General features: G+C 72.2%; 13 protein-coding genes. 5 read left to right on the forward strand and 8 right to left on the reverse strand.

From position 1 onward, the window contains the following. The first annotated feature begins 13 nt into the window (after positions 1 to 13). The 3 genes from OHA86_RS00435 to OHA86_RS00445 all read left to right on the forward strand — a co-directional run bounded on the left by OHA86_RS00435 (position 14) and on the right by OHA86_RS00445 (position 2,894). Complete coding sequence (locus OHA86_RS00435) at positions 14 to 838, forward strand: class I SAM-dependent methyltransferase (RefSeq protein ID WP_329171393.1); 825 nt, start codon at positions 14 to 16, stop codon at positions 836 to 838. A gap of 168 nt (positions 839 to 1,006) precedes the next feature. After that, positions 1,007 to 1,687: a tRNA-dependent cyclodipeptide synthase gene (locus OHA86_RS00440; protein WP_329171394.1), complete on the forward strand. Its 681-nt coding sequence runs from the start codon at positions 1,007 to 1,009 to the stop codon at positions 1,685 to 1,687. Continuing rightward, positions 1,665 to 2,894, forward strand: coding sequence for a cytochrome P450 (locus OHA86_RS00445; RefSeq protein WP_329171395.1), 1,230 nt, complete (start codon positions 1,665 to 1,667; stop codon positions 2,892 to 2,894). The genes OHA86_RS00440 and OHA86_RS00445 overlap by 23 nt, the downstream gene beginning before the upstream one ends. Before the next feature lie 194 nt (positions 2,895 to 3,088). Here OHA86_RS00445 and OHA86_RS00450 read toward each other — a convergent pair whose 3' ends face one another. The 5 genes from OHA86_RS00450 to OHA86_RS00470 all read right to left on the reverse strand — a co-directional run bounded on the left by OHA86_RS00450 (position 3,089) and on the right by OHA86_RS00470 (position 7,964). Next, positions 3,089 to 3,529: a VOC family protein gene (locus OHA86_RS00450; protein ID WP_329171396.1), complete on the reverse strand. Its 441-nt coding sequence runs from the start codon at positions 3,527 to 3,529 to the stop codon at positions 3,089 to 3,091. A gap of 56 nt (positions 3,530 to 3,585) precedes the next feature. After that, positions 3,586 to 4,482 carry a class I SAM-dependent methyltransferase gene (locus OHA86_RS00455; protein WP_329171398.1) on the reverse strand — a complete coding sequence of 299 codons (897 nt, stop codon included), beginning with the start codon at positions 4,480 to 4,482 and terminating at the stop codon, positions 3,586 to 3,588. A gap of 208 nt (positions 4,483 to 4,690) precedes the next feature. Then, positions 4,691 to 5,800 (reverse strand): NAD(P)-dependent alcohol dehydrogenase, encoded by a 1,110-nt coding sequence (locus tag OHA86_RS00460; protein WP_329171399.1) that lies wholly within the window; start codon positions 5,798 to 5,800, stop codon positions 4,691 to 4,693. After that, complete coding sequence (locus OHA86_RS00465; RefSeq protein WP_329171401.1) at positions 5,797 to 7,200, reverse strand: aldehyde dehydrogenase family protein; 1,404 nt, start codon at positions 7,198 to 7,200, stop codon at positions 5,797 to 5,799. Before OHA86_RS00465 ends, OHA86_RS00460 begins: the two co-directional genes overlap by 4 nt. A gap of 8 nt (positions 7,201 to 7,208) precedes the next feature. Beyond that, complete coding sequence (locus tag OHA86_RS00470) at positions 7,209 to 7,964, reverse strand: (5-formylfuran-3-yl)methyl phosphate synthase (protein WP_329171404.1); 756 nt, start codon at positions 7,962 to 7,964, stop codon at positions 7,209 to 7,211. Between the two features lie 180 nt (positions 7,965 to 8,144). Here OHA86_RS00470 and OHA86_RS00475 point away from each other — a divergent pair, with 180 nt between their 5' ends. Next, on the forward strand, positions 8,145 to 8,531 hold the full coding sequence (locus OHA86_RS00475; RefSeq protein ID WP_329171406.1) for a hypothetical protein: 387 nt from the start codon (positions 8,145 to 8,147) through the stop codon (positions 8,529 to 8,531). On the opposite strand, the gene OHA86_RS00480 is transcribed toward OHA86_RS00475, so the two are convergent. The 3 genes from OHA86_RS00480 to OHA86_RS00490 all read right to left on the reverse strand — a co-directional run bounded on the left by OHA86_RS00480 (position 8,519) and on the right by OHA86_RS00490 (position 11,452). Beyond that, on the reverse strand, positions 8,519 to 9,235 hold the full coding sequence (locus OHA86_RS00480) for a C39 family peptidase (protein WP_329171407.1): 717 nt from the start codon (positions 9,233 to 9,235) through the stop codon (positions 8,519 to 8,521). The two genes, OHA86_RS00475 and OHA86_RS00480, sit on opposite strands and share 13 nt — an antisense overlap. 204 nt (positions 9,236 to 9,439) lie before the next feature. Next, entirely contained in the window at positions 9,440 to 10,585 is a 1,146-nt protein-coding gene (locus tag OHA86_RS00485) for a DUF4185 domain-containing protein (protein ID WP_329171408.1), read from the reverse strand. A gap of 171 nt (positions 10,586 to 10,756) precedes the next feature. Beyond that, complete coding sequence (locus OHA86_RS00490; RefSeq protein WP_329171409.1) at positions 10,757 to 11,452, reverse strand: S1 family peptidase; 696 nt, start codon at positions 11,450 to 11,452, stop codon at positions 10,757 to 10,759. 671 nt (positions 11,453 to 12,123) lie between these two features. Between OHA86_RS00490 and OHA86_RS00495 the strand changes: the two genes are divergently transcribed. Next, positions 12,124 to 13,272: a DUF3533 domain-containing protein gene (locus OHA86_RS00495; protein WP_329171410.1), complete on the forward strand. Its 1,149-nt coding sequence runs from the start codon at positions 12,124 to 12,126 to the stop codon at positions 13,270 to 13,272. The last annotated feature ends 10 nt before the right edge of the window (positions 13,273 to 13,282 follow it).

Genomic DNA, 13,282 nt, shown 5'->3' on the forward strand with positions numbered 1-13,282 from the left:
TCAGGAGGTAACTGTGGAGTCCCAATTCGACACTGCGGTGTCGGCGTACGAGCACAGCATGGAGAAGATGCCCTTCCGGGAGCACGTCGAAGCGTGGAGCTTCTTGAACGCCGTCGGTGACGTCACCGGGCGCAGCGTGCTCGATCTGGGATGCGGCAGCGGGCTGTACGCGCGCCGGCTGCGCCGGGAAGGCGCGGCGCGGGTGGTCGGGATGGACGAGTCGGCCGCGATGGTCGAGCACGCCCGGCGGCGCGAAGAGCGCGAGGGGCTGGGGGTGGAGTACCTGGCGGCGAACGCCGCGGGGCCTGCCGCCGGAGACCTGCCGGACATCGCCGGTTCATTCGATGTGGTGACGGCGGTGTATGTGCTGCCCTACGCGTCCAGCCGGGAGGCGCTGGAGGGGTTCTGTGCGACGGCGCGGCGAGCGCTGCGCGCGACGGGCGGGCGGTTCGTGGCTGCGGTCCTCAACCCGGAGTTCTCCACGGATCCGCAGTGGTACCGGGGCTACGGCATGCTCCTGAGCTCGCAGCAGTCACCGGCGGAGGGCACCCCGGGGCACCTGCGGGCGTGGGTCGGGCCGGAGACGCTGGATCTGGACTTCTTCCGCTGGTCCGCAGCGGCGCACGAGCAGGCTCTCAAGGCGGCCGGGTTCGACCGCCTCTCATGGGTCCGCCCGACCGTATCCGAAGAGGGCCGCGCGAGGTATGGGGAGGCGTTCTGGGCGAACTACCTCGACTGCCCTCACGCACTGATCATCGATGCGCACGCCGGCCCGAGGGCTGTACCCGACAGCCGTGCCCGCCCCGCCGAAGACACCTCAGCGGCACCGGACGAGTGAGCTGTCACCCGCGGCTCTCCCTGCCGACCCGCCCCAACCGACCAGAGGAATGAGACCACTGCAATGAGACGAGTCCGTACAGCTTCACCGCCCCTCACCGGTACAGACGCACCCCCGGGATGCGCGGCACAAGACGCCCCCGGGGCCAGCGGGTTCCGGGTGGAGGGGTTGGACCTTCACGACCCTCGCCTGGCCGAGCGGTACGGCACCCTGGTGCTGGGCCTGTCACCGTTCAACTCCTTCTACTCCATGCAGACCGTGACCGCCCTGTGCCAAAGCGCCGCCACGTCCTTCTCCGACGTACACGTGGTCCTCCCCGGGGCCCCCGAGTCAGCGCTGCGCTACATATCCGCCGGCAAGGCGCCCCGGCACGCGGTCCAGCGGTCCAAGCGCGTCATCCACAACATGCGCAACGTCGCACGTCGGACCCTGGCCGACTGCGGGGTGCCCGACACGGACAGGCGGGTCCATGTGATGACCCGTTTCGTGTCCCACCCGCGCTACCAGAAGAGCCGGGCCCGCATCGAGAACGCCTATCGCACGCAAGCTCCGATGCGCGAGGCGGTGCATGCGATGACCCGCACGGCCCTGGCCGCTTCCACCGGCTCGGAGCCCTCTCCGGCTCAGATCGAGGTCAATACCCGCTATGTCTTCGCCGAGGCCCCGCTGCTGCTGGACGCGGCCGGAATGCTCGCGCGACCCAGCGCCCTGTTCGTCTACCACCGCAGGGTGCCCGTCTACGACGTGGTGGCCGCCGGCCAGGTACCCGGGCTCACCGTGGGGGTGGGGCACGTCCTGTCCGTGCTCAACGATGAGAGGAACGACCGTGGCAACGACGATTCCCGATGAACTGACCTGGCCCGACTCTTTCCCCACCCGCGGACACGGCCTGCCCCCCGAGATGTTCGACCTCCTGCGGCGCGAACGGCCGGTGGCGCCTGTGACCTTCCCCTCCGGCCAGCGTGCCTGGCTGGTGACCCGCCGTACCGACATCACCGCGATCGGATCCAGCCGCAACTTCTCCCGCGACCTCACCTGCCCCGGCGGGCAGCGCATTGCCGGAGACGATTTCAACAGTGTGCCCGGCGGCATCTTCAACCTCGACCCGCCCGAGCACACCACCGTACGGCGCGTCGTGCAGCCGTTTTTCAACCCGTCCGCCGCGAAGGCCCTCGAACCCGCCATGGCCCTGGCCGCCGCGGACCTGGCGACGGCGCTGCGCGACGGTCCCAACCCCGCAGATCTGCACCGTGCCTACGCGCATCCGCTGGCGGCGACCCTGGCCTGTGACCTGATGCGCGTGGCACCACGTCAACGGCGCAAGATCGTGCCCAAACTGCGCTCCCAGGTCGACTACACGACACCGGCCGCCAAGATCGACACCTCCACTCGGTGGATGCTCGACTTCGCCACCGAAGTCATCGAAGCCAAGAGCGCCGAATACGAAGACGGAGGCGAACCGCGCGACCCGATCGAGGCGCTGATCCACGCCCACCGTGACGGGACCATCACCTCGGAGCATCTTCACGCCACGGTGATGTACCTGTTCGTCACCTCCGCCGAACCGGTCACCGGCCCGGTCACCACGGGCGTCTACACCCTGCTGCGGCACGGGGACCAGCTCGCCCGCATACTGCGCGACCCCGGCCTGTGGCCCACCGCAGTGGCCGAACTCCTGCGCCTGCATCACAACGGCATGACCTCGATGCCCCGGCTCGCCCTGGCCGACACCGAACTGCACGGGGTGCGCATCCGGGCCGGCGACGCGGTTGTCACCCCCTGGGTCGCCGCGACCTGGGACCCCGAGCACTACAAACAACCGGAACGATTCCGTCTCGACCGCAGCACACGGGAGGACCCGGCCATCACCTTCGGCACCGGCCCTCACTTCTGCCTCGGCGTCAACATCGCCCGCCTGTACCTGCAGACTGCGCTCTCAACCCTCTTCACGCATCTGCCGGAACTGGCCTTGGCGGCCAAACACGAGGACATCGCCTGGGAACCGGACACCTACCTGTTCACCCGGCCGACGGAACTGCCCGTCACCTGGTCCTGAGAGCCACGTTGCCGCACACCCAAAGGCCGCCTCAGGGAACGCGGCCGGCTGGCTCCGAATCGTGCTCACGGCCCCGTTCGTACCGGCCGGCCGGTACCGCTGCTGGGAACCACCCGTGTGAGGGCGCGCACCCGCACGCCGCCAGGTCAACGTCCTGGGTGCCCTGGCTGAGCACCCGTACCGCCACAACTGCCTCAGGAATCCGGCCGGGCGGCCGCGACGCAGAACTCGTTGCCCTCCGGATCGGCCATCACGATGTGGTGGCCGTCGAACTCCTCCACAGTGGTACCGCCCGCCTTCACCAGCTGTTCGGACTTCGCCCTGATCCGCGCCCACCGCTCCTCGGGAGTGCCGTGCCCCGGCACCCGGACGTCGATATGGAGGCGGTTCTTCACCGTCTTCGGCTCGGGGACCTTCAGGAGGGACAGCCGGGGGCCGGGGCCGTCGGGATCGCAGAGCCACGCCGCGTCGTCCACCGAGTCGTCCGCCGGCAGGTCGAAACTCGCGAACCACTCCTCGCGGGTGGCGAAGGGCGCGGGCGGGGGCTCGTCGACGTAGCCCAGCGCCGTTTTCCAGAAGCCGGCGAGGAGCTTCGCGTCCTTGCAGTCGAGGGTCAGATCGATCGTCAGTGCCATGGCAGGACCGTACTGCCCGTCTGTGACAACCGCGGCCGGGCGCCGGGGCGCGTACCTCACGCCCGGGGCTTGGTCGCGAACACCCACCGGTTGCCCGCCAGCGCGTCGTTCTGCTCGGGCAGCGGGCCGCGGCCGTGGTGGCGGGTGAAGTCGAAGGGGGTGTGGACCGCGGTGGACCAGCCCTTGCCCGTCAGGTCACCGGCGGAGTCGGGCCTCGGCTCCAGGTCGAACAGGGTGAGCAGGTTGATGCCGATCTGGTCTGCCGTCGAGGTGTAGAGCGGGCTGTCGCGGTACGCCAGCAGGTCCTTTTCGAGCTTGACCTCGAACGCCAGAGCGCTGCCGCCCGTGCTGAGCCGGTCCACCGTGTCGATGAGGTACGTCTCGGCGGCCGGGGGCAGGTAGAACATCAGCCCCTCGGCCAGCCAGACGCTCGGTGCGGCCGGGTCGAAGCCGGCGTCGGCCAGCGCCGCGACCCAGTCGGCACGCAGGTCGACCGGGATGGGCACGCGCGCCGCGCTCGGGGCCGCCGACAGCCCGTCGAGGACCTCGTGCTTGAACGCCAGCACACCTGCCCTGTCGATCTCGAAGACCACCGTGCCGGCCGGCCACGCGAGCCGGAACGCCCGCGAGTCCAGCCCCGCCCCGAACAGCACGACCTGGCGGGCGCTGCTCGTGTGCACCGCCCGCAGGAGGAAGTCGTCGAGGACCCGCGTCCGCAGACCGAAGTACCGCGCGAACCGCCCCCACAGCGGGTTCGCGTCCCCGTCCGCGACCTGGTGAATGCGCACCGGCCAGCCCGCGGACGCCGGTGCGGCCAGCACGAAGTGCTCCGCATAGACATCCCGCGCCAGGGCGTCGTCGCGGTGGGTCTCGATCGCCCGGGCCGCGGCGACCAGGAGAGCGGTCACGCCGACGCCTCCTTCCACACCCTCCGCACCAGCGTTGCGAGGCATTGTGCCGGTCACATCTTCTCCCTCGGGCGAGTCGGGACCACGAACAGCGAGGTGCAGCAATGACGGATCAGCGGCGGACGCAACGGATGCCGCCGCGAAGGATCAACGGTGGACGTACGGATGCCGCGGGCGCCCCGGCCCCCCGGCAGAGCGCCCGGCGGCGCGGCCCCGCGGCCACCCGGCCCCTCCGGCCGGCGGCGTCGCATGCTCATCGGCTCCGCCCCTCCGGGATCAGGACGGGCTTGACCACCAGGCCCGCGTCGCAGTCGCGCTCGGCGTCGTTGATGGCGGCGAGCGGGTACGTACGGATCAGCTCGTCGAAGGGGAACCGCCCGGCCTGCCACAGCCCGGTCAGCCGGGGGATCAGAAGTCCCGGCACCGCGTCCCCCTCGCAGATGTGCGAGATCCTCCTGCCCCGGTCCAGCGCCCCCGGCTCCAGCGGCAGCGCGCTGTGGAGCCGCGCCACCAGACCGAGGTGGCCGGTCGGGCGCAGCGCCCGCAGCGCGTCGTTGACCAGCCGGGCGGAGGCCGTGGTGTCCAGCGCGTACTGCGTCCCGCCATCGGTCAGTTTCCGGATACGGCCCGGTAGATCGGCCGACGCCGCATGCAGCGCGATCGCGCCGAACCGCTCCGCGAGAGCCAGCCGTTCGGGATGCCGGTCCACCGCCACGGCCACCGCCCCGCAGGCGGCAGCCGCCATCACCGCGGCCAGACCCACCGCCCCCGCACCGAAGACCGCGACCGACTCGCCGGGCCCGACACCGAAAGACGTGAGGACCGCCCCGGCACCGGTGAGGAAGCCGCAGCCGAGCGGCCCGAGCAGTTCAATGGGCAGCGCGGGATCGACCCGCACGGCGTTACGGGCCGCCACCACCGCGTACTCCGCGAACGAGGACTGGCCGAACCACCGCGGCGCCAGCGCGTCCCCGGCCGCATCGGTGAACCGCCCGGCTCCCTCCTTGCGCCCCCCGAAGAGGTTGAGCGACGCGAAGGAGTCGCAGTAGGCGGGGGCTGCGGCCATGCAGTTCCGGCAGTGGCCGCAGGAGTCGAAGCTCAGCACGACGTGGTCGCCGCCGGCGAGGCCCGTGTGCGGGCCGCCCGTCTCGACCACGACCCCGGCCCCCTCGTGGCCGAGCACCGCAGGCAGCGGGGAGCGGCCCGCCGAGTGCCGGACCGCGAGATCGGTCCGGCACATCCCGCAGCCCGCGATCCTCACCAGGACCTCGCCGTCGGCCGGCCCCGAGTCCAGGACCACCTCCTCGACGGCGAACCGGCTCTCGTACGAGCGCAGCACCGCCGCACCGAACCTCCTGCTCACGCCTCCTCCGGACGGTGCACGACGAACGGCCTGAGATTCCCGTAGAGCCCCCACGGCCCGCCCGCGACACCCACGCCGCTGTCCTTGATGCCCGCGAAGGGCTGGGCCAGGGACAGTTCCGCGTGGTGGTTGATCCACGCCGTCCCGCACTCCAGCCGGCCGGCCACCGCCTCGGCCCGGTCCAGATCGGTCCCCCACACCGAGCCGCCCAGCCCGAAGCCGGTGTCGTTGGCCGCCTCGACGGCTTCGTCCAGGCTCCCGTACGGCAGCACCGGCAGGACAGGGCCGAACTGCTCCTCCGTCACCACCGGACTGCCCGGCGGGACATCGGCCAGGATCGTCGGGGCGTGGAAGTAGCCCGGCCGGTCCAGCCGGTGGCCCCCGGTCACCGCCCGGCCGCCGTCCGCCAGCGCCCGGGCCGTGTAGCGCTCGACCCTCGCCAGTTGAGGAGCGTTGTTGACCGGGCCCAGCTGCGTACCCGGGTCGAGGCCGGGTCCGACGACCGCGGTCTTCGCGCGCTGCGCGAGAGCCTCGACCACATCGGCGTAGAGCCGGGCCGGGGCGTAGACGCGCTTGACCGCCATACAGACCTGCCCGCAGTTGCGGAACGCCGCCCAGAACAGCCGGTCCGCGACGCGCTCCACATCCACGTCCTCCAGCAGCACGGCGGCGTCGTTACCGCCCAGTTCCAGCGTGACCCGGCCGAGGGACGCCGCCGCGCCCGCCGCGACAGCCCGCCCCGTCGCAACCGAACCGGTGAACGTCACATGCCGGATCCCCCGGTGCGACGCCAGCCGGGCGCCGAGCGGCTCATGACCGGTGACGACCGTCAGCACATCCTGGGGAAGGACCGCGGAGATTACGGACCCCAGCAATCGTGTGGCCAACGGCGTGAAGGGCGACGGCTTGAGCACCACCGTGTTCCCCGCGGCCAGCGCAGGCGCGAACTTCGCCGACGCGAGCTGCAGGGGGAAATTCCACGGAACGATCGCGCCGACCGGGCCGAGCGATCGCCAGCGGACCTCACTGCGCACCGGCCGGCCGTCCCTGATCGGCTGCGGCCCGGGGGCCAGCTCGGCGAAGTAGCGTATACGGGCCGCCGTACGGGCGACCTCCGCGTACGACTCGGCCAACGGCTTGCCCTGCTCACGCGTCAGCAACGGCGCAAGATCCGCCCCGGCCGCCTCCACCGCATCAGCCGCCGCGAGCAGGGCCGTGGCGCGGGCCGCGGGATCGGCCCGCCAGCTCCGCCATGCCCCGTGGGCCCGGCTGACGACGGCGTCCAACTCGTCCGGCTGCTGATCGGGAGCCGTATCGAAGGCCTCGCCCGTCGCCGGATCGAGGACGGCGAAGCGCTCGCCGCGCGTCCCGGGTACGCGGCAGGGCTGACTCATCGGCATGCCGGCGATCAGCTCGCGGCAGCGACGGCAGCCGCGTGTTCCCCGGCATGCCGGTCCATCTCCGCCCGGAAGGCGGCCACCAGCTGCGGCTGGATCCTCCCGGTGTTGCGGTCGCCCCCTTCACAGACCGCCCCGCGCACCCCCACGATGTCCGTGCCCATGGCGGTCAGCGCGCCGAGGTCTCCCGCTTTCACGCTGCCCGCGAGGGCGGCGAGCAGACCGGCCTCGTGGGCCAGCCGGACGAACTCCGCGCAGACCTCCGGCGGTACGTGGTCGAACAGCCGCGTGCCGTCCTTGACCGCGGTGTCGAGCATGGCCGCGTCGGAGCCGGAGCGGCGGGCGATGTCGGGCAGCGCGAGCGGGTTGACGCAGCCGATCCGGTGGGCGTCGGCGTAGCCCGAGGCGACGACGAACGCGTCCGGCCGGTAGTCCTTCACCGCCCGGACGACCCCGCGCATGACGTCGACGGCCTGGTCGGGCGTCGTGCATCCGTAGAGGCCGACCTTGATGTACGTGGCTCCGGAGACGGCCGCGCCGAGTGCCGCCTGGGCCACCGTGCCGGGTTTGTACGGCACGTCGCCCACGGTCGCGGACACCGGTTTGTCCGCCGGGATCGCGTCGCGGATCTCCCTGATGACCCACGGGAAGTTCGCACCGAGCGAGCCCTCGTCGGGCTTCTTGACATCGACGATGTCGAGGTGCTCGGCCGCCTTCGCGCAGTCGAGGGCCTCCTCGACGCTGTCCGGGGAGATGAGAAGCAACAATGCGGACTCCTTCCACCGCAGATCCACCCGGCCGAGAGGCAGGTGTGCGGCGTCGACGGGATTCCTTGCGGTCTGCTCATCATCGCTGCGGCCCCCGGCCGCTGGTAGGGCGCGCGGAGTGCGAACAGGTACCGCCACGGCGTATCCAGTGCGCCGTGCACGCCGGTTCGCACGAAGCGCTTGTTCGGACTGGACCAGGACGGAACGATCGCGCGCGAAGGCTCGCTGGACCGGGTGCCTGCGGCGTCCGCCCCCGTCGTGGACGCCGCCCGCGCTCGTATCACCGAGCGGTTCGGCGCTGCGCGGCTACACAGCGCCCACCCCTCCGCGCGGCACCGCGCTGTCGCCCTGGTCGGCGCACCCACCGCACGGATCGCCGCGAGGGTGCCGGCGTCGGTGCCCGTCGAACCGGTCGAACTCGACGACGCGCTCGCCGCTCTCCGCGGGCGGCTCGACCATCTCCGGGCCTGGACCGCGACAGCCCCGGTCCCCGCCGCCGCCTCCGCCGGAAGCGGCTGCGTGCGGAAACCGGGGCGCCGCAAGGCCGGGCGGGATCAGGCGGAGTAGCCCTTCGGGGGTATCAGCCGGGCGAGCTGGTCGAAGGAGAGCCAGTAGATCTGGTTGCCGCTGAAGGACGCGGGGTCCGCGATGAGAACGGTGCTGTTGGCGTCGTCGTAGCCGATGACGGTGAAGTAGTGGTAGATCGTCCGGTCCGACGGGTAACCGGGGGGCTGATTGCCCGGCGGGGCGACGATGTTGGCGACCAGCGGATAGTTGCGGTCGATGTCGAACACGACGTCGGACCACAGGAGGTTCCGCTGCGCCTGGGTGGGCGGATCGTCCGGCATCTCCTTGCTCTCGTACCAGCCGCCGCCGAGATCGGAGTTGAGCACCTCGGTGACCTGTCCGATCCAGTCGGTGCCGTCCTCGGTGGTACCCAGCTCATCGGCGAGTACGCTCTGGCTGGGCGGTGCGATGCGGGCGGAGAGCGCGATCCGCGTGGCGGCCGGGCCGCACCAGTAACCGGTCTCCTGGACCTGGTAGTCGACCTGGAGCCAGTGCGCACCGGCGGTGCTGCCGGAACGGACGCTCAACCGCGTGCCCGCCTTGCGGTAGCCGCCGGCGACGACCGCGCCGTCCTTCGAGCCGTGCGCCAGTACGGACACGACCGGGACCGCGGGTGCCGCGGACGAGGCCTGGGCCGTGCCGGTGAAGCAGAGAGTTCCGGTGACCAGGGCGGTGATCGTGGCGGACACACGTCTCGTACGCATGGGGGCTCCTGGGGGCAGCAGGTCAGGACGGGAAGGAGCGGCTGCGGGGCGCGCTCAGCCGCGGGTGACAGCAGGGGCCGGCGTGGCGGCTGACCCACCAGGAGCATAAGTGGCGCAAGTTGCGGCTTACTTGGGACGCCGGGGTGCACGACGCCCGCGCTTCGGCGTCGATGTCCGCTCGGACGCGACGTCAGGGACCGGTCGTCACGAAGTACCGCCGGCGAGACCGCCGATGCGGTAGTGCATGACCCGGTAGTTCTGGTTGTCGTACCACTGGCTGACGGCGATGTGGAAGTCGCCCGTCGTGGAGCCGGGGACGATGAAGCCGCCGTACGGACTGGCGACGGCGTTGCCGTACTCGGCCCCCGGGACGGTCGGCACGATCATCGTCTGCTCGGGCGTGGTGAAGAAGTTGGACGTCGGCTGGGCGAAGAGCTGGACCCGCAGGGACAGTACGTCCATGTTCAGCCAGGTGAAGGCGTATCCGCCGCCCATGGCGCGGAAGCAGATCTCGCCCCATTTGCGCGCGGCGGTGATGGTGGTGGGGTAATTCCCCCACGCCCAGGCGCCGTTCGCATAGCCCCAGGGCTGATACGCGGCGGGCGTGCCCAGTTGGGTCTGCGGGACCCGGTGGAGCAGCAGGTCCGACACCACGTCACGGTTGAAGGCCGTCGACAGGACGTAGCAGTATCCGTCGCCGGCGACCGCGTACGTCTTCTGCTGGAACTGGCCGTTGTACTGGTTGCCGGGGAATTGGCAGAGGTACTGCCAGGTCTCGCCGTTGTCGTCGGACTTCCAGAAGTCGCTGTGGTCGGTCCGGTAGATCACCCCGCGCATGAGGTGCATGTACATCGTGTTCCCGATGGTGAACACGTCCGACGGGATGGCCGTCGTACCGCCGGCGTGGCCCTCGGGCACGAGGCCGCCGGCGTGCGGGCCGCCCACACTGCCGTCGATCGCCAGGGAGGCCGGGGCGCTGCGGCTGGAGCGCAGACCGACCGGGGCGCGCCAGTCCGGGCCGCCCACCCCGCTGCCGTTGAAGGTGTCGCCGCAGACGAACAGCATGGAGCCGTCCGGACACCGTGCCGGGATGCCGAGGTCGGTCCACGGCGCCGCGAAGCGGCCGGTTTCGGCCGGGCCGGTCAGGTTCTTGATCTTGCTGCCGGCCGGTGCTGCCGCGGGCAGCGCCCCCGCCGCGGCGGCCGCTCCCGGCGTCGCCAGCAGCGTCCCGGCGCCCAGCCCGGCGCCGACGAGGCCGGACAGCACGGTACGGCGGGTGGGCCGGCCGCCGGGTGTGGCGGCCGGGGACGGGCGAGGCCCGGGCGGGGAGGCGGACGGCGGCTGGGACATGGGGACTCCTCGGAATCGGGTGGCCGGTCCGGGCCGGACGCGGCGGTCGCGGCGGACGGCGCCGACGTCGTCCTCGACTCGTCCGTGCGGCATGCGGCCCCCGTAGGGGCGCCGGGTGTACGGGAGTTGCCGGCGATACGGGGAGGCGGACCGTCCGCGCCGCCGGTGGGTTCAGTACAGAGACAGGCCGTAGGCGGCCAGGACTTCGGTGAGCGGCTGGTAGTAACTGGTGCCGCCCGCAGAGCAGTTGCCCGACCCTCCGCTGAACAGGCCGATGGCCGTGGAGCCCGAGAACAGCAGGCCCCCCGTGTCGCCCGGGTCGGTGCAGACGGAGGTGGCGATCAGGCCGCTCACGACCTGCCCGCCGCCGTAGTTGATCGTGGCGTTGAGGGCCTTGACCGTGCCGCAGTGGGTGCCGCTGACAGGGCTCTTGCGGCAGACCTGCTCGCCGACGTAGGGGTTGCCTGCGGACGGGTAGCCGCCCCCGGGGTGCGGCACCGCCGGGTTGTCGTAGCGGATCAGGCCGTAGTCGTTGCCCGGGAAGGACGTGGCGACGGTGGGGCCGATGTACGTGCTGAGGGAGGCGTTCGTGTACCAGGCCGAGGTCCCCTGGGTGCAGTGGCCCGGCATGATGATGTAGTACGTGCTTCCGGCGCGGGCGTTGACCTGCGCCTGGCAGGCGGTGCCGTTGTTGGCGTAGATCATGTCGCCGGCCGAGACCTGGGGTCGTGCCACGCCCCCTGCGGGCGCCGCCGCGGCCGGGCCGCTCGCGACGGCCGCGGCGGCCGCGAACGCGGCGAGGGCGACGGCGGCCAGGCCTGAGCGGCGGGCGGCGGGCCGGGCGGTGAAGCGGTGTCCGATGCTCAACGGAGCCTCCTGGGTGGACAGGTCGCGTCGGTCCTGGCGGGCGCGCCTCATGAGTGCCGGGCGCCACGGTGGCACCCATTCACGGCATGCCCCTGACACGGTGGGGCCAGTATGGGAACGGGCGAGGACAGGCACAAGGGCACAATCGGGCAGGCCCGGCGCGGTGGGCCACGCTGACGGCACCGGCGCGGGCGGCCGGGCGGCTGCCGGGCGGCAGGCTGGCCGCCGCTGTGCCCTGCCGCCGTCCGGCGGTGCCTCCCGCCCGGAAGAACCTGCCCGCGCGGGCAGGTTCTTCCGGGCGGGAGGCACCGCCGACACCGCCGCAGGCGCCGACGTCGTCCGCGAGACGGCCCAGCGGGCAGGAGCCGACATCACCGGGATCGACGGCTCCCACGTCATCATGATCTCGCACTCCGACACCGTCACCCAGGTCGTCCTCAAGGCGCTCAAGAGCGTCAGCCGACCGGAACGGACGGACACGGGCGGGTGGTCCGTTCACCCTTCTGGAGGTCAAACCCGCCGTCCGGCGTCGGCCGCGGCTCGTACGGGGCAGGCATCGTTGCGGGGCCGGGCGACGGGTCCCGGCGCAGGCGTACCGGCACTGGCGCACCCGCGCGGGCGTACCGGCACTGGCGCACCCGCGTCCCGCGACGACGAGGAGGAGCGGCACGATGGCTTCCGACACCCCGCACGGCCCGCCGCCGACCCCGCCGGAAGGCCCACAAGGCCCGGAAGGTCCGCAAGGCCCCGCCGGGAACGGTCCCGGCGGCAGCCACGAGGTCCCCGCGGGCCGCGGCACGCCCGGGTTCGCCGCCGACCTGCGCGACGCGGTGAGCCTGCGCGCGGTGCTGCTGATGGCCGGCGTGCTCGCCCTCCAGCTCGGCTTCATCCTGTCCTACGTCGGCGCCTTCCACTCGCCCAAGCCGCACCACATCGCGGTCGGCGTCGTGGCGCCCGCCCAGGTCGCGGGCAAGCTCACCGGCCGGCTCAACGCGCTGTCCGGCAACCCGTTCAAGGCCCGCGCGGTGCCGACCGCGCGGCAGGCCCGCGACCGGATCCTCGCCCGCGACCTTGACGCGGCGATCGTGGTGAGTCCGCAGACCCGGACCGACACGCTGCTCGTCGCGTCCGCGGCCGGGCCGTCGGTGTCGACCGTCACCACCCAGATCGCGCAGAGGATCGAGACCGGGCAGAACCGGCAGATCCGGATCACCGACCTGCGCGCGCCCGGCCCCAAGGACGGCCGCGGCCTGTCCTCGTTCTACGTCGTGATCGGCTGGATGATCGGCGGCTACCTGGTCGCGGCCATCATGGGCGTGACCGGCGGGACACGGCCGGCGACCGTGCGCCGCACGGGCTTCCGGCTGGCCGGCCTGGTGCCGTACGCGATCCTGTCCGGCCTGGGCGGCGCGCTCATCATCGATCCGGTCCTGGGCGCCCTGACCGGGCACTTCTGGGCGCTGTTCGGTATCGGCGCCCTCATCGTCCTCGCCGCGGGCGCGGCCACCGTCGCCTTCCAGGTGCTGCTGGGTGTGGTCGGTATCGGCCTGGCCATCCTGGTCTTCGTCGTCCTCGGCAACCCCAGCGCGGGCGGCGCGTACCCCAACTCGCTGCTGCCGCCGTTCTGGCGGGCGATCGGCCCCTGGCTGCCGCCGGGCGCGGGCACCACCGCGGTGCGCAACTCCGTCTACTTCGGCGCCCACCACACCACCGGCCCGCTGTGGGTGCTGGCGGTGTACGCGGCGGCCGGCATCCTCGTCGCGCTCGCCGCGTCCGCCCTCCACCTGCGCCGCGCGGCCACCCGCGGCGCCCCGGCCTGACGCCCGGCGG

The organism is Streptomyces sp. NBC_01477 (assembly GCF_036227245.1).
GTDB lineage: Bacteria > Actinomycetota > Actinomycetes > Streptomycetales > Streptomycetaceae > Actinacidiphila.

Coding starts and splice junctions, on each gene's coding strand:
- OHA86_RS00450 (WP_329171396.1), bottom strand. CDS start 3,529: ATGGCACTGACGATCGATCTGACCCTCGACTGCAAGGACGCGAAGCTC.
- OHA86_RS00495 (WP_329171410.1), top strand. CDS start 12,124: ATGGCTTCCGACACCCCGCACGGCCCGCCGCCGACCCCGCCGGAAGGC.
- OHA86_RS00485 (WP_329171408.1), bottom strand. CDS start 10,585: ATGTCCCAGCCGCCGTCCGCCTCCCCGCCCGGGCCTCGCCCGTCCCCG.
- OHA86_RS00480 (WP_329171407.1), bottom strand. CDS start 9,235: ATGCGTACGAGACGTGTGTCCGCCACGATCACCGCCCTGGTCACCGGA.
- OHA86_RS00465 (WP_329171401.1), bottom strand. CDS start 7,200: ATGCCGATGAGTCAGCCCTGCCGCGTACCCGGGACGCGCGGCGAGCGC.
- OHA86_RS00455 (WP_329171398.1), bottom strand. CDS start 4,482: ATGCCTCGCAACGCTGGTGCGGAGGGTGTGGAAGGAGGCGTCGGCGTG.